General features: G+C 65.0%; 14 protein-coding genes. 9 read left to right on the top strand and 5 right to left on the bottom strand.

What is annotated here, in order from left to right; genetic code table 11:
• Nucleotides 1-2: 2 nt before the first annotated feature.
• From HV765_RS20645 to HV765_RS20625, 5 genes are all read right to left on the bottom strand, one after another.
• A complete protein-coding gene (locus HV765_RS20645; protein WP_175170801.1) occupies nucleotides 3-917 on the bottom strand; it encodes an ABC transporter permease in 915 nt (304 codons plus the stop codon).
• Complete coding sequence (locus tag HV765_RS20640; RefSeq protein WP_054428072.1) at nucleotides 917-1,906, bottom strand: ABC transporter permease; 990 nt, start codon at nucleotides 1,904-1,906, stop codon at nucleotides 917-919. The genes HV765_RS20645 and HV765_RS20640 overlap by 1 nt, the downstream gene beginning before the upstream one ends.
• Before the next feature lie 67 nt (nucleotides 1,907-1,973).
• Complete coding sequence (locus HV765_RS20635; protein WP_054428073.1) at nucleotides 1,974-3,545, bottom strand: ABC transporter substrate-binding protein; 1,572 nt, start codon at nucleotides 3,543-3,545, stop codon at nucleotides 1,974-1,976.
• 264 nt (nucleotides 3,546-3,809) lie between these two features.
• Entirely contained in the window at nucleotides 3,810-4,316 is a 507-nt protein-coding gene (locus HV765_RS20630; protein WP_054428074.1) for a MarR family winged helix-turn-helix transcriptional regulator, read from the bottom strand.
• Nucleotides 4,317-4,342: 26 nt separating this feature from the next.
• Entirely contained in the window at nucleotides 4,343-4,705 is a 363-nt protein-coding gene (locus HV765_RS20625; RefSeq protein ID WP_175170800.1) for a hypothetical protein, read from the bottom strand.
• On the opposite strand from HV765_RS20625, the gene HV765_RS20620 reads away from it, so the two are divergent.
• The 9 genes from HV765_RS20620 (at nucleotide 4,686) to HV765_RS20580 (ending at nucleotide 16,283) form a co-directional block, all read left to right on the top strand.
• Nucleotides 4,686-6,965, top strand: coding sequence for an indolepyruvate ferredoxin oxidoreductase subunit alpha (locus HV765_RS20620; RefSeq protein ID WP_175170799.1), 2,280 nt, complete (start codon nucleotides 4,686-4,688; stop codon nucleotides 6,963-6,965). The two genes, HV765_RS20625 and HV765_RS20620, sit on opposite strands and share 20 nt — an antisense overlap.
• A 13-nt stretch (nucleotides 6,966-6,978) precedes the next feature.
• On the top strand, nucleotides 6,979-8,523 hold the full coding sequence (locus HV765_RS20615) for an indolepyruvate oxidoreductase subunit beta family protein (protein ID WP_175170798.1): 1,545 nt from the start codon (nucleotides 6,979-6,981) through the stop codon (nucleotides 8,521-8,523).
• Nucleotides 8,524-8,549: 26 nt separating this feature from the next.
• Nucleotides 8,550-9,527: a PDR/VanB family oxidoreductase gene (locus HV765_RS20610; protein WP_175170797.1), complete on the top strand. Its 978-nt coding sequence runs from the start codon at nucleotides 8,550-8,552 to the stop codon at nucleotides 9,525-9,527.
• Between the two features lie 31 nt (nucleotides 9,528-9,558).
• Nucleotides 9,559-10,878, top strand: a complete 1,320-nt coding sequence (locus tag HV765_RS20605; protein ID WP_054428077.1) for an aromatic ring-hydroxylating dioxygenase subunit alpha — start codon at nucleotides 9,559-9,561, stop codon at nucleotides 10,876-10,878.
• The gene (locus HV765_RS20600) at nucleotides 10,875-11,366 is read left to right on the top strand and encodes an aromatic-ring-hydroxylating dioxygenase subunit beta (protein ID WP_175170796.1); all 492 of its coding nucleotides are present in this window, start codon (nucleotides 10,875-10,877) and stop codon (nucleotides 11,364-11,366) included. Before HV765_RS20605 ends, HV765_RS20600 begins: the two co-directional genes overlap by 4 nt.
• A 9-nt stretch (nucleotides 11,367-11,375) precedes the next feature.
• Nucleotides 11,376-13,025 carry an AMP-binding protein gene (locus tag HV765_RS20595; RefSeq protein WP_175170795.1) on the top strand — a complete coding sequence of 550 codons (1,650 nt, stop codon included), beginning with the start codon at nucleotides 11,376-11,378 and terminating at the stop codon, nucleotides 13,023-13,025.
• A complete protein-coding gene (locus tag HV765_RS20590; RefSeq protein WP_175170794.1) occupies nucleotides 13,022-14,191 on the top strand; it encodes a thiolase family protein in 1,170 nt (389 codons plus the stop codon). The genes HV765_RS20595 and HV765_RS20590 overlap by 4 nt, the downstream gene beginning before the upstream one ends.
• On the top strand, nucleotides 14,188-15,429 hold the full coding sequence (locus HV765_RS20585; RefSeq protein WP_175170793.1) for an SDR family NAD(P)-dependent oxidoreductase: 1,242 nt from the start codon (nucleotides 14,188-14,190) through the stop codon (nucleotides 15,427-15,429). The genes HV765_RS20590 and HV765_RS20585 overlap by 4 nt, the downstream gene beginning before the upstream one ends.
• 68 nt (nucleotides 15,430-15,497) lie before the next feature.
• Nucleotides 15,498-16,283 carry a cyclase family protein gene (locus tag HV765_RS20580; protein WP_175170792.1) on the top strand — a complete coding sequence of 262 codons (786 nt, stop codon included), beginning with the start codon at nucleotides 15,498-15,500 and terminating at the stop codon, nucleotides 16,281-16,283.
• Nucleotides 16,284-16,304 lie beyond the last annotated feature (21 nt).

Below are 16,304 nucleotides of genomic sequence, written 5' to 3'. Positions count from 1 at the left end.
CCTCAATTCAGCCGCGGGTTGAGCGCATCGCGCAGCCAGTCACCCAGTAGGTTGACCGACAGCACCAGCAGCACCAGCGCCGCGCCCGGGAAAATGGTGATCCACCATTCGCCGGAAAACAGGAAGTCGTTACCGATACGGATCAGCGTGCCCAGCGACGGCGCCGTCGGCGGCACGCCCACCCCCAGGAACGACAAGGTCGCCTCGGTGATGATGGCGGTGGCCAGATGCACCGTCGCCAACACCAGCACCGGCCCCAGCACATTGGGCAGCACGTGGCGGAACATGATGACGGGCGACGCCACCCCAATCACGCGCGCCGCCTGCACGTATTCGCGGTTCTTCTCCACCAGCGTGGAGCCGCGCACGGTGCGTGCATATTGCGGCCAGCCGGCCAGCGCAATGGCGCCGATCAGAACCGGGAACGCGATCAGCTCATGCATGTCGCGCGGCACCGCGGCACGCGCCACGCCATCGATCAGCAGCGCGATCAGAATGGCCGGGAACGACAGCTGCACGTCGGCCACCCGCATGATGAACGCGTCGATGCGCCCGCCCGCGTAGCCCGAGATCAGCCCCAGCACAATGCCGATCAGCATTGACAGCACCACCGACGCCAACCCGATCAACAGCGACACGCGCGTGCCGTACAGAATGGCCGAATACAGATCGCGGCCCTGGCTGTCGGTGCCCAGCAGATACGTCGCCTGGCCGTTGGCCTCCCAAGCGGGCGGCAACAAGGCGTCCAGCAATTCCACCTTGGTCAGATCGAAGGGGTTGTGCGGCGCGACCCAGCCGGCGCCGAACGAGCCAATCAGCAACGTCGCCAGCAGCAGCGTTGCAATGATGGCCACGGGCGCCCGGCGCCAGGCCCAGGCAATGTCGCTGTCCCACCAGCGTTTGAGTACGGCGCGCATCAGTGAGCCCCCCCGGCGCGAGTCATCCCGGAACGCAAGCGCGGGTCCACGACGAAATAAAGAAGATCGACGATCAGGTTGATCACCACGAACACCAGCGCGATCAGGCACAGGTACGCGGCCATGACCGGCACGTCGGCGAATTGCACCGCCTGGATGAACAGCAGGCCCATGCCCGGCCACTGGAACACGGTCTCGGTGACGATGGCGAAAGCGATGATGCCGCCCAGCTGCAAGCCGGTAATGGTGATCACCGGCACCATCGTGTTCTTCAACGCATGGCCGAAGTGGATGGCGCGGCGCTTCAGGCCCCGGGCGCGGGCAAACTTGATGTAGTCAGACCGCAGCACTTCCAGCATTTCCGAACGCACCAGGCGCAGCACCAAGGTCATCTGAAACAGCGACAAGGTGATGGACGGCAGGATCAAATGCTTCCAGCCGGTCGCGGTGAAGAGGCCCGACGTCCACCAGCCCACGGCGACGGTATCGCCCCGCCCATAGCTGGGCAGCCAGCCCAGCTGCACCGAGAAGACCAGAATCAGCAGGATGCCAATCAGGAACGTCGGCAACGACACGCCCAAGAGCGATCCTGCAAGCAGCAGCTGAGACACCAGGCTGTTGCGCTTGAGCGCGGTGTACACCCCCAGCGGCACACCCACGACCAGCGCCAGCAAGGCGGCCACCATGGACAGCTCTAGCGTTGCCGGCAGGCGGGATTTCAACAAGGTGGAAACGGGTTCGCTCTGACGCAGGGATATACCGAAATTGCCCTGCGCGGCGTTGGCCACGAAATGGCCGAATTGAACGATGGCGGGCTCGTTCAGCCCCAAGCGTTCACGCAACTCGATGCGCTCGGCATCGGTGGCGTCCTGCCCCAGCATGATGGTGACAGGGTCGCCGACGTATTGAAAAAGCACAAAGGCCAGTAGCGCGACGGTGAGCATCACCGCTACGGCCTGCAACAGGCGACGCAGTATGAAAGCAAACATAGGCGGGAAAAACCAAAAGCAAAACGGCGGGAGCCGGGTAGGCTCCACGCCGTCTGGTTAGCCGGGATCAGTCAACCTTGACCCAATCGGCAACAAGGCGATTGTCGGCACGGTGGATGACCGTGACGTTCTTGCGCATCGCCCAGGGGATGACCTGGTCATGCAGCGGGATGTGACCGAAGTCCTTGGCGTGCCCTTCCAGCACGGTGATGATGTCGGCGTCGCGCTTGGCGGGATCAGTCTCGGTCTTGATGCGATCAATGATGGCGTCAAGTTCCTTGTTGCTGTAGCCGCCCAGGTTGTACATGCCGTCCGCGCCTTCGCCCTTGGTGCGGATCAGGTTTTGCAGCGAGTACATGGCGTCGAACGTGGGCACGCCCCAGCCGAACAGGTAGGCGCTGGTGTCAAACGACTGCACCTTCGGGAAGTACGTGGAACGCGGCATGGCGTTCATCGTGGCCTTTACGCCCACCTTGGCCCACATGCCAACCACGGCCTGACAGATGGCTTCGTCGTTGATGTAGCGGTTGTTCGGGCAGTCCAGCGTGAAGTTCAGCGTGCCGTCGTAGCCCGCTTCCTTCAGCAGCGCGCGCGACTTTTCGGGATCGTAGGGCACGCGCTTGTGCACCGATTCCGCCCAGCCATGCACCTGCGGCGCGATCATCGTGCCGGTGGGCGCAGACAGGCCGCGCATCACGGCGCGCTTGATGGCGTCCACGTCGATGGCGCGGTACAGCGCTTCACGCACGCGGATGTCCTGGAACGGGTTCTTGCCCTTGATGTTCGAGTACTGCAACTCCGGACGCTTCTGATCCAGGCCCAGGTAGATGGTGCGGTATTCGTTGCCTTCAACGACCTTCTGCGCCTGGCGCAGACGCTCCAGATCTTGCGCGGCCGGGTCCAGCACGAAGTCGATCTCGCCCGACAGCAGCGCCGCGGTGCGGGTGGCGTTCTGCTTGATCGGCGTGAACACCACTTCCGTCACGTTGCCGACCTTGCCAGCCTTGTTCCACCAGTCTTTGTTTTCTTCAAAGACGGTGCGCACGTCCACTTCGCGCGTCTTCAGCTTGTACGGGCCGGTGCCGTTGGTGTTGCGGGCGCCGAAGGTTTCTTCCTTGTTGACGTAGTCCTGCGGCTTGGCGATGTTGTTCTTTTCCGACCAGGCCTTGTTCATGATGAACACGTTGGTCAGCTGGCGCAGCAGCACCGGGTTGGGCGCCGACGTTTCGATTTCGATCGTCAGGTCGTCGATCTTGCGCGCTTCCTTGATGCCGGTCGTGTAGGCCTTGTAATTCGACGTGGGGGCCATGGCGCGGTGAATCGAGAACACCGCGTCGTCCGCCGTGAAGGCGGCGCCGTCATGGAACTTCACGCCGGGGCGCAGCTTGAAGCGGTACAGGGTGGGCGACAGTTGTTCCCATTCCGTCGCCAGGCGCGGCACCACCTTGAACGTCTTGTCGTAGTCCACCAGCGGTTCGTAGATGTAGCTGTTGGCGGCGATCGTCATGCCTTCGTTCTGCGAGTGCGGATCAAAGGTAAGGATGTCGCCCTGAGCGGCCCAACGGAAAGTCTTGGCGTACCCGATCGAGGGTGCTGCCACGGCGGCGGCGATCGCGATAGCAATCAAAGTGCGGCGCATAGGGGTTAACTCCTGACATTAGTCTGAATACCGGCGCGAGTGTGCCTAGCGCCAAGACCCCAGTCAATTCAGGGTTTATGCGTACCGTGGCCCCTTTTCACAGAGGGAGACCTAATAAGGGACGCATATGCTTGTAACAAAATAATTGGATCGAACGATGTTCGAGTGCGCGGATGCAACGGGCCCGTTCACGCGCAGCCCGGCGCGTCCCCGGCAAGGCTCACGCGCCGTTCGGCTCATCCGCGGCACGGCTTGCCCGGATTCCTACTCGTCCGCGTCAATCGGCAATTCCAGCGGAACGTGCTCGGTCATCAGCGTGCCCAGCATCTCGATCAGCAGCGCGGCCTTCTCTTCGCCAAACGGCGCCAGCACCGCCTTCTGATGCTGCAAGGCCTGTTCGCACAGGCTCGCGATCAGATGCGTGCCTTTGGTGGTGATGCAGACGCGCGTCTGGCGCCGGTCTGCCCGCACGCCGGTGCGCGCCACCAGCCCTTCGGCTTCCATCCGCTGCACCACCTTGCTCAGCGTGGGCTGCTTGGTAATGGCCAGCACCGCCAGCGTGCCGATGGTTTCGCCGGGGCTGCCCTCCAGGCTGGCCAGCACCCGCCATTCGGTCACCGACAGCCCCGCCGCCTTCACCTGCAAATGGAATTCGGCCGAAATGCGCTGGCTGGCCTGCGCCAGCAGATAGGCCAGATAGCCGTCAACGAAACGCGGCCCCGCCGCGCTGCGTCCTGTCAGAAGCGTGTCCCGCTGCTTGTCCAACCGCATGTTGCTTTGCTCCCACGCACCGGAATTCATGGATGGCCGACGGCCGAAAAAAGGCATTGCACCACGACGGCGCAAACGCGCGCCATGTTGTGCCGCAATGCTGTTGCGCAGCACAGGGTATACCCGAAATCGCAACCCGTTTTTGCACCATGACAGCGCCAGAATACTGCCATGGGACTAGAGAACAACCAGTATATACACCCTTGTTTTAGCGTGATATTTTTTGATTTCCATGAAATTTCATCTTTTTTGTTGACAGCTAAAACGTTGACTCCTAAAGTATTTTTCAGACGGAAATTTCGTGACACGACGATGCTGCATGGCAGCAAGGCTTGAGGACCGGCGCGCCGGCCCGCGAAGGAGTTCGAGATGGCTGAAAGGTCTTTCAAGAAAGAAGTCCAGCAGTTGCGCATCGGGGCCGGCGAAGAGTTTCGCGGCGAAGGCATTCTGGCCGTCACGAAGGGGCTGTTGCAGTCGGGCGTGGGGTATGTCGCGGGCTATCAGGGCTCACCCATTTCCCACCTGATGGATGTGCTGGCGGATGCCAACGACATCCTTCAGGAACTGGGCGTGCACTTCGAGGCCAGCGCCTCGGAAGCCACCGCCGCCGCCACGCTGGCCGCCTCCGTCATGTACCCCATTCGCGGTGCCGTCACGTGGAAATCCACTGTCGGCACCAACGTCGCGTCGGACGCGCTGGCCAACCTGGCCTCCGGCGGCGTCACGGGCGGCGCGCTCGTCATCGTGGGCGAAGACTACGGCGAAGGCTCGTCCATCATGCAGGAACGCTCGCACGCGTTCGCCATGAAGTCGCAGATCTGGCTGCTGGACCCGCGCCCCAACCTGGAAAGCATGGTCAAGGCCGTGGAAGACGGCTTTGCATTGTCCGAAGCCAGCAAGACGCCGGTGATGCTGCAACTGCGCATCCGCGGCTGCCACGTGCATGGCCGCTTCATCGCCAAGGAAAACAAACGGCCCGCGTTCTCGCTGGCCGAAGCGTTGGAAAGCCCGGCGCGCGACACCAGCCGCATCGTGCTGCCGCCCGCGTCCTTCCTGCACGAACAGGAAAAGATCAAAGAACGCTGGCCCGCCGCCATCCGCTACATCAAGGAACACCAGCTCAACGAGCACTTTGACGGCGACCAGAACGACATCGGCCTGATCCTGCAAGGCGGCCTGTACAACGGCGTCATCCGCGCATTGCAGTTGCTGGGCCTGGCCGACAACTTCGGCAACAGCCGCATTCCCCTGTACGTCATGAACGTGACCTATCCCGTCATCGAAGACGAGGTCACCGAATTCTGCCGCGGCAAGCGTGCCGTGCTGCTGCTGGAAGAAGGCCAGCCCGACTACATCGAACAGAACCTGCATGCGGTGTTGCGCAAGGCCGGCATCGATACGCATCTGTCCGGCAAGGACGTGCTGCCGATGGCGGGCGAATACACCACGCAAGTGATGCGTGATGGCTTGCACGAATTCTTGAAGCGGCATCGCCCGGAATCGTTGCAGACGCACGCAGCGGTGGCGGTGGATGCGCAGGCTGCGGCAAGCGCCGATGCCGGTGCCGGTGCCGGTGCCGATCCTGAAGCCCGGCAGTTGGAAATCACCGAACTGTCGCGCCCGAAGCCTGCGGCAAAGCCCGCCGCACCACCCACTGAGCAGCCCATTACCTTCCACAAGCAGGTGGCAGGCCTGGCTTCGGTCGTGCCGCCGCGCCCCGCCGGGTTCTGTACGGGCTGCCCCGAACGCCCCATCTTTTCCGCGCTGACGCTGGCGCAGGAAACGCTGGGCCAGCACCATATTTCCTGCGATATCGGCTGCCATCTTTTTTCCATCCTGCCGCCCTTCAACCTGGGCGCCACTACCATGGGCTACGGCCTGGGCGCCTCCAGCGCGGCGGCGTTCAACGTGCCGGCCGCCAAGCGGCCCATTTCCATCATGGGCGACGGCGGCTTCTGGCATAACGGCCTGTCGTCCGGCATCGGCAACGCGGTATTCAACAAGTACGACGGCGTCATCGTCATCGTCGACAACTTCTACGCGTCGGCAACCGGCGGGCAAGACATTCTGTCGTCCCGCGCCGACAACCCCGACCGCTCCACCAACAACCCCATCGACCATGCCGTGCGCGGCGTCGGCGTGAAATGGGTGCGCACGCTGGACCGCACGTACGACGTGGCCAAGGTGCGCGCCACTATCGAAGAAGCGCTGACCACCGACATCAAAGGCCCGAAGGTCATCATCGCGCAGTCGGAATGCATGCTGAACAAGCAGCGCCGCGTGAAGCCGCTGTTCAACAAGGCCGTCAAGGAAGGCCGCCGCATGGTCAAGGAACGCTTTGGCGTGGACCCCGACGTCTGCACCGGCGACCACGCCTGTATCCGGCTGTCGGGCTGTCCGTCCTTGTCCGTGAAGGACAGCGGCGACCCCTTGAAAGAAGACCCCGTCGCGCATGTGGAAAGCAGCTGCGTCGGCTGCGGCAACTGCGGCGAAGTGGCGCATGCCGCCGTGCTGTGCCCGTCTTTCTACCGCGCCGACATCGTCCACAACCCGACAGGCAGCGACCGTTTCATGGCGCGTGTGCGCGGTGCGGTCATTGGTTTCCTGCAACGCCGCCGCGCCGCGCGGCTGGCTCAATACGCCCTGTAAGGACAACGCTTTCATGAACCCGGTGGCATTGCAGCAAGGCAACCCGATCAAGATCGCCATCCTGGCCATGGGCGGCCAGGGCGGCGGCGTATTGGCCGACTGGATCGTCGACATGGCCGAGCACGCCGGATGGTGGGCGCAGACCACCTCCGTGCCGGGCGTGGCGCAGCGTACCGGCGCCACCATCTACTACCTGGAACTGCTGCCCGAAGCGGATGTGCAGCGCGCCGGACGCCCGCCCGCGCTGGCGCTGATGCCTACCCCCGGCGATGTGGACCTGGTGGTGGCGGCTGAACTGATGGAAGGCGGCCGCGCCATTCAGCGCGGCCTGGTCACACCTGAACGCACCGTCCTGCTGTCGTCATCGCACCGCAGCTACGCCGTCAGCGAAAAATCCGCCCCCGGCAACGGCATCGCCGACCCCAACAAAGTGCTGGAAGCCGGCCGCGCCGCCGCCAAGCGCTTTCTGTGTTTCGACCTGCAAGACCTGGCCGACCGCGCGGGCAGCGTCATCAGCGCCAGCCTGTTCGGCGCCGTGGCGGGCAGCGGCGCCTTGCCGTTTTCACGCGAAGACTACGAAGCCACCGTGCGCCGCGCGGGCCTGGGCGTGGACGCCAGCCTGCGCGCCTTTGCGCTGGGTTTCGATGCCGCGCATCAGGCGCCCGCGCAACCCGCCGCCATCGACCTGACGCGCCCCGTTCCCAACGTGCCGGAACGCGCCGCCAGCCCCAAGGCGCAAGCCTTGCTGGACACCATCAAGCGCGACTTCCCCGCCTGTGCGCAGCCCATGCTGACGGCCGGCGTGCGCCGCCAGATTGAATTCCAGGATCTGGCTTACGCCACCGACTACCTGCGCCGCATGAAGGCGCTGCGCGATCTTGACGCGCAACACGGCGGCGACGCCCAGCAATGGGCGTTGACCTGTGCGGCCGCGCGCTATGTCGCCACCGCCATGGCGTACGACGACGTGATACGCGTGGCCGACCTGAAAACGCGCGGCACCCGCTTTGACCGCATTCGTCAAGAAGTGGGCGCGCGCCCCGACCAACTGGTCATGACCACCGACTACATGCACCCGCGCCTGGAAGAAATTTGCGGCACCTTGCCCACAGGGCTGGGCCGCTGGCTTGAAGGCTCCAAGGCCTTTGGCGGCTTTGTGGAACGCCGGCTGGGCAAGGGGCGGCTGATGCAAAGTGGCACGCTCGGCGGCTTCCTGATGCTGTATTCGCTGGCTGGCATGCGCCGCTTTCGCCGCCGCACGCTGCGCCACCAGATTGAATCCGAAGGCTTGCAGCAATGGCTGGACCTGATCACGAAGCTCGCGCCGCAGGACTATGCGCTGGCCGTTGAAACCGTCAACTGCCGCCGGCTGGTCAAGGGCTATAGCGACACGCATGTGCGCGGTGGCGGCAAGTACCGCCAACTGCTTGCGGCAGCCGCGCAACTGGTGGGCCGGCCGGATGCGGCCGAGTCATTGCGCGCCTTGCGCGACACCGCGCTGGCCGATGAAAAGTGCGGCCCCATGGAACGTCAGCTGGCCGAAAAGCTGGCTGCCTGATTCGAATACCGATAGAGACAAACGCCGTGCAGACACTGAAACTCATCATCCGCGAAGTCCGGCAAGAGTCGCCGCTGATCCGATCCTTCCGTCTGGCCCGTGAAGACGCCGGCCCCCTGCCCGCCTTCGGCCCCGGCGCGCATTTGAAGGTAACGGTGCCCGGCTTGCGCGAGCCGCGCTGCTATTCGCTGGTGCAGCTGGCACCGCAAGCCAATCACTTCGCCGAACCCCAGGAATACCGGCTGGGTGTGCGGCTGGAAGAAACCAGCCAGGGCGGATCGCGCCACATGCATGGGCTCGCCGAAGGCGACACGCTTAGCGTCGAAGGCCCCAAGAACGATTTCCCGCTGCATGAATCGCCGGCGGGCGACGAGCCCGTGGTGTTGATCGCGGGCGGCATCGGCATCACGCCGGTGGCGTCCATGGCCGCCGCGCTGAAGGCCGCCGGCCGCGACTTTCATCTGCACTACTGTGGCCGCAGCAAAGATCAGCTGGCCTTCCTGCCCGAGCTTGAAGCGCTGGCTGGCGACGCCCTTTCCGTTCATGCCGACGACGACCCGTCCTGCCGTTTCGACCTGCAAGCCGTGCTGGCCGCAGCGTCACCGCGCCAGCACCTGTACGTGTGCGGCCCCAAGGGCCTGATCGACGCCGTCATCGCAGGCGCCAAGGCCCGCCATTGGCCCGATGCCCACGTCCACTTCGAACTCTTCGCCACCGCCGCGGCGCAAGCCGGCGACCAGCCCTTTGAAGTCGAGCTGCGCCAATCCGGCCGCACGCTGACCATACCCGCCGACAAAACCATCGTCGACGTCATGGAAGAAGAAGGCTGCGACCCGATGTTCGACTGCAAGCGCGGCGAATGCGGCGTCTGCCAGGCGACCGTGCTGGAAGGCGAACCCGATCATCGCGACTACTACCTCTCGGATACCGAGAAGGCCAGCGGCAAGATCATCCAGATCTGCATCTCGCGCGCAAAGTCGGCGCGTCTGGTGCTGGACCTGTAAGGCCGCCGGCCCCGACGACAAGGAAGCGACCATGGCCAAATACCGAGACAACCCCGACGCCATCCGCGCCCTGCTGCGCGACACGGAAGTCCACAAAGACCTGTTCATCGACCAGGAACTGTTCGACCTGGAAATGGAGCGCCTGTACGCCAACACCTGGGTCTACGTCGGGCACGACAGCCAGGTGCCGAACAACGGCGACTACATCACCACCACCGTCGGCAACCAGCCCGTGGTGATGGTGCGCCATAGCGACAAGACCGTGCGCGTGCTGCACAACCGCTGTCCGCACAAGGGCACGATGGTGGCGGGCGAGGCCTGTGGCAACACCGGCAAGTTCTTCCGCTGCCCCTACCACGCCTGGACGTTCAAGACCGATGGCAGCCTGCTGTCGATTCCGCTGAAGAAAGGCTACGAAAACACCGGCCTGGAAAACTGCGAAGCCAGCCAGGGCATGGCGGCCGTCAAAGACGTGAAGAACCATCGCGGCTTCGTGTTCTGCCGCTTGAATCCGGAAGGCCAGTCGTTCGAGGACTTCTTCGGCGAATCCTTGTCCACGCTGGACAACATGGTTGACCGGTCCCCGGAAGGCCGGCTGGAAGTGGCTGGCGGCGTGCTGCGCTACATGCATCGTTGCAACTGGAAGATGCTGGTCGACAACCAGACCGACACCTGCCACCCGATGGTGGCGCATGAATCGTCGGCCGGCACCGCCGTGAAGGTGTGGGAACAGGCGCCGGAAGGCACGCCCAAACCGATGGCGGTGGAACTGTTTGCGCCCTTTATCTCGCCGTATGAATTCTTCGAGAACATGGGCATACGCGTGTGGGAAAACGGCCACGGGCATACCGGCGTATCGGACTCCATCCACGCGTCGTACTCGGGCGTGCCGGGTTACTGGGATTCGATGGTTGAAGCCTATGGCGAAGAACGCGCCAAGCAGATTCTGGGCGATGTGCGCCACAACACTGTGTACTTCCCCAACATCATGGTGAAGGGCCCGATCCAGACGCTGCGCATCTTCAAGCCCATCGCCGCCGACCGCACGCTGGTGGAATCGTGGACGTTCCGCCTGGTGGGCGCGCCCGACCTGCTGCTGGAACGCACGCTTATGTACAACCGGCTGATCAACGCGCCCACGTCCGTTGTCGGCCATGACGATCTGGAAATGTACGAACGCGCGCAAGACGGTTTGAATTCGCGGGCGCGCGACTGGGTCAACGTGGGCCGTCTGTACACCCCGGATGAAGCCGGCCAGAAAAACGTCACCACCAACGGCACCAATGAATGGCAGATGCGCAACCAGTACCGCGCATGGGGCCGCTACATGACCGGACCGGAGTCGGTATGAGCGCAAGCGACCGCGAGTTGATTGATTTTGTCTACGCCGAAGCGCGCCTGCTGGACGAGCTGCGCTTTGAAGACTGGCTGAACCTGTACACCGAAGACGGGTACTACTGGATGCCGCTGGCGCATGGCCAGACCGACCCGAAGCTGCATGCCTCATTGATGTACGAAGACAAGCTGCTGTTGCGCGTACGCGTGGAACGGCTGGCCGGCCAGCGCACGTTTTCGCAGCAACCCAAGAGCCGTTGCCATCACCTGCTGCAAGCGCCCACGGTGGAACACGGCCACCCGGACGCCGCGCCTAACGAAGGCCGGCATGTGGTGCGCACCGCCTTCCACTACGTCGAAACCCGGCAGGACACGCAGACGCTGTTTGCCGGCTGGGCCACGCATCACCTGGTCGAGCAGGACGGCGCGCTGCGCATCCGCTTGAAGCGCGTTGACCTCGTCAACTGCGATGCCGCCTTCGGCAACATCCAACTGTTCATGTAGGAGCGGCTTGTGAGCACCACCGTCCATCAGGCTTTCAGCGACACCGCCGCCCGTTACGGCGCCCAGCCCTTTCTGTGCATCCTGCCGGAAACCGCTGACGTCTACGGCATCGACGTTGGCGAACTCAGCTACGCCCGCGCGGCGGATGCCATCGGCACCCTGCGCGCCGCCTATGCCCAAGCGGGCTATGGCCATGGCCATCGCGTGGGGCTGCTGTTGGAGAACCGCCCGTCGTTCTTCCTGCATTGGTTCGCGTTGAACGCGCTGGGCGTATCGGTCGTGCCGATCAACCCCGACCTGCGCGCGGCCGAACTCGAATACCTGACCGGCCACTCCGAGATCGCCTTGGCCGTCGCCCTGCCGCACCGTCATGCCGACCTGATGGCCGCCGCCGCACGCGCGGGCCGCCCGTTGCGCGTGATGGGTCCGGACGACGCGCCGCCCGCCGCCCCCTTTGCCGCGCCGCTGGGCGATACCGCGCCTACCGAACTGACCGAGTGCGCGCTGCTGTACACGTCTGGCACGACTGGCCGCCCCAAGGGCTGCATCCTGCCCAACCGCTACTTCCTGCACGCGGGTGGCTGGTATGCGCGCATTGGCGGCCTGGCCGCGCTGCGCCCCGGCCAGGAACGCATGCTGACCCCGCTGCCGCTGGTCCACATGAACGCGATGGCGTATTCGGCCATGGCGATGGTGCTGACCGGCGGCTGCCTGATTCCGCTGGATCGCTTTCATCCCAAAACATGGTGGAACAGCGTGCGCGACTCCGGCGCCACCGTGCTGCATTACCTGGGCGTCATGCCCGCCATCCTGATGAAGGCCGCGCCGTCGGACGACGACTTGCAGCCCGCCATCCGCTTCGGTTTCGGTGCGGGCGTAGACCGCAAGCTGCATGCGCCCTTTGAAGCGCGCTTCGGCTTCCCCTTGCTGGAAGCCTGGGCCATGACCGAAACCGGCGCGGGCGCCGTCATCATCGCCAACCAGGAACCGCGCCACATCGGCACCAGCAGCTTCGGCCGCGAAGAAGATGACGTCGACGTGCGCATCGTGACCGACGCCGGCCAGCCCGCCGCCGTGGGCGAACATGGCGAACTGCTGGTCCGCCATGCGGGCGACGACCCGCGCTACGGCTTCTTTGCCGGCTACCTGAAAGACGAAGCCGCAACCGATGAAGCCTGGCAGGACGGCTGGTTCCACACGGGCGACATCGTCCGCCGCGAAGCCGACGGGGCGCTGCGCTTCGTAGACCGCAAGAAGAACGTGATTCGCCGCAGCGGTGAAAACATTTCCGCCGTGGAAGTGGAAAGCGTGCTGATGCAGCATCCGCTGGTCAAAGCGGTGGCGGTGGCCGCCGTGCCAGACCCGGTGCGCGGCGACGAAGTGCTGGCCTGCGTGGTGCCCGAATCCCTGCCCGCCGACGCCTCCGCCATGGCGGAGGCCGCGCGCGGCATCGTGCAGTGGTGCCTGGAGCAGCTGGCGTACTACAAGGCGCCCGGCTATGTGGCGTTTGTGGACAGCCTGCCGCTCACCACCACCAACAAGATCCAGCGCGGCGAGATGAAGGCGCTTGCGCCCACCCTGCCCGGCACGGCGCGCTGCGTCGACACCAACGCCATGAAAAAGCGCCAGGAACCCGCCCGCCAGGAGTCTGCCCAATGAGCCGCCTGGGCTACGACGGCATTGTGGCGGCGCTGCCCGTCACGATCCCGTATGAACGCTATTCCACCCATGCCGCGCATTGGTGGCTGGGGCGCGCACTCGGCGCGCTTATCCGGCAGTCCGGCGTGGCCAAGACTGATGTCGACGGCCTGTGCGTGTCCAGCTTCACGCTGGCGCCCGACACCGCCGTGGGTCTCGTCCAGCACCTGGGCATGAGCCCGCGCTGGCTGGACCACATCCCCATGGGCGGCGCCAGCGGCGTGGCTGCCCTGCGCCGCGCCGCGCGCGCCGTGCAAGCGGGCGACGCGAACATCGTGGCCTGCATCGCGGGCGACACCAACCACGTGGACTCGTTTCGCAACACGGTCAGCCAGTTCTCGCGCTTTGCGCAAGACGCCGTCTACCCCTATGGCGCGGGCGGGCCGAACGCCAGCTTCGCCCTGCTGACGGCCAACTACATGCGCACCACGGGTGCCACCCGCGAAGACTTCGGCAAGCTGTGCGTGGCCCAGCGCGACAACGCCTTGCGCTATCCGCACGCGCTGATGAAAAAGCCGCTGAGCTTGCAGCAGTACCTGGACGCGCGCGTCATCACCGACCCAATCCACCTGTTCGACTGCGTGATGCCCTGCGCGGGCGCCGACGCTTTTCTGGTGATGCGCGAAGATCAGGCACGCGCGCTGAACCTGCCCTACGCCCGCATCCGCGCCACCATCGAACGCCACAACGCCTGGATCGACGACCCGATCCAGAAGCGCGGCGGCTGGACCATGGACGTGGACGAACTCTACGGCCAAGCCAACGCCACGCCCGCCGACATGGACTTCCTGCAAGCCTATGACGACTATCCCGTCATCAACCTGATGCAAATGGAAGACCTGGGCTTCTGCGAAAAAGGCGCCGCGCCGGAATTCATCCGCAAGCACACCTTCACCGTGGACGGCAGCTTCCCCTTCAACACCAATGGCGGCCAGCTGTCGGTAGGCCAGGCGGGTGCCGCGGGCGGCTACCTGGGCCTGATCGAAGCCTTGCGCCAACTGACCGGCACCGCAGGCGGCACGCAAGTGGCTGACGCCCGCATTGGCTTGGTCAGCGGCTTCGGCATGATCAATTACGACCGCGGGCTGTGCACCGCCGCGGCCATTCTGGCAAGGAGCGACGCATGACCGAGCCGCTAGCCAAACCGCCCCGGAAGAATCCGGTGGCGCGCACTCGCCAGCCCACGCTGCCGCCGGGTTCGCGTAGCCGCGCCGCGCTGGGGCTGACCGCCGCCGCCGCCGAAGGCCGCTTTGATCTTCAGACCTGCGCCGACTGCGGCGCGGTGCAATATCCGCCGCGTGAAGTCTGCGGCCATTGCCTGTCCGAGCACCTGCCCTGGAAGCCTGCCGACCCCAACGGCGTGCTGCTGGTCAGCACCACCCTGCATCACAGCAACGACCTGTACTTCCGCGAACGCCTGCCGTGGCGCGTAGGCACCGTGCGCATGGACGCCGGCCCGTCGGTGGTGGCCCATGTGCACCAAGACTGCGCCGATGGCGCCCGCGTGCGGCTGACGCTGAAGCTGGACCGCAGCGGCCAGGCCGTGATGATCGCTCTGCCAGAAAGGAATACCCCGAACATGGAAGACGACAAGACCCTGCGCGAAACCTCGTGCGACCCGAAGTTCCGCCGCGCGCTCGTCACCGATGGCAAATCCGCCGTGGGCAATGCCGTCGCGCGCGCCTTGCTGGACGCAGGTTGCCCCACGGTGTTCGTGGGCAACCCGCAAACCTGGAAGCGCGACGCGGCGTTTGACGCGCTGGCCGCCGACCCGCGCGTGCAGACGGTGACGCTGGATGTCACCGATACCGATTCCGTCGAACGCGCGGCGGCTTCCATCGGCGGCAAGGTCGAGATCCTGGTGAACACGGCCGACCTGGAACGCGAAGGCGGCCTGATGGGCCGCAAGGACGTAAACACCGCGCTCGACGCGCTGGACGTCAACGTGCTGGGCCTGATGCGGCTGGCGCAAGGCTTCGGCCCCGCGCTGTGCGGCCGCGCCGCCGACGGCGTGAACAGCGCCACCGCCTGGGTCAACGTGCTGTCCATCTACGCGCACATGAACCTGCCGTCGCGCGGCATGTGGTCGGCGTCGCAAGCCGCCGCCTTGTCGCTGACGCAATGCCTGCGCGCCGAGATGCGTGGCGCGGGCGTGCGGGTGGTGAACGTGTTCCCCGGGCCGGTCGACCACGAATGGGAACAGCGCACGCCCCCGCCGCGCGTGGCGCCGGCAGCCATTGCCGCCGCCATCGTGCGCGCCTTGAAGGATGGCGTTGAAGACGTCTATGTCGGCGACGTGGCGCAGGAATTCCGCGCTCGGCTGGCCGAAAACCCCAAGGGACTGGAACGGGAACTGGGCGCCTGACGGCTCCGGCATGACTCCCCGCCGCCGCCCACGCACGACCCCCAACACGAATCAAAAGGAGCAACAGCATGAGCCAGAACATACTTGCCCAATTCATGACGGAACTTGCGTCCGGGCGCATCGGCATCGTGGACCTGACCGAGACGCTGACGCCAGAATTCCCCACCATCGTGCTGCCTCCTGAATTCGGCCAAGCGTGGCCGTTCCGCATCGAGGAAATCTCGCGTTACGACGAGCGCGGCCCGGCTTGGTACTGGAACAACTTCTCGTGCTCGGAACACACCGGCACGCACTTTGACGCGCCCGCGCATTGGGTCACCGGCAAAGACCAGCCCGACAACACCGTCGACACGATTCCCATCGACGCCTTCATCGCCAGCGCCTGCGTCATCGACTGTTCCGCCGAGGCCCGCAACAACCCCGACTTCCTGCTCACCATCGACTTCGTGAAGAAGTGGGAAGAACAGCATGGCCGCATCCCCGCGCGCTCGTGGGTGCTGATGCGCACCGACTGGTCCAAGCGCGCCAAGCCCGCCGAATACCTGAACCTGCAAGACGACGGTGCGCACTCGCCCGGCCCCGACGCCGACGTTGTGCCCTGGCTGATCAAGGAGCGCGATGTGCACGGCTTCGGCACGGAATCCGTGGGCACGGACGCGGGCCAGGCCCAGCATCTGGACCCGCCCTACCCCTGCCACTACTACATGCACGGCAACAACCGCTACGGCCTGCAATGCCTGACGAACCTGGATCAGCTGCCGCCGACGGGCGCGGTGATCTTCTCGGCGCCGCTGAAGATCCGCAGCGGTTCGGGCAGCCCCCTGCGCGTGCTGGCGCTGGCGCCCAAGGCCTGACCGGCACATTTGGCGAACTCC

Source organism: Achromobacter kerstersii (genome assembly GCF_902859595.1).
GTDB classification, from domain to species: Bacteria; Pseudomonadota; Gammaproteobacteria; order Burkholderiales; family Burkholderiaceae_B; genus Achromobacter; species Achromobacter kerstersii.
The sequence above is the reverse complement of the archived record's forward strand: the minus strand, read 5'-3'. Positions and strand labels throughout refer to the sequence as shown.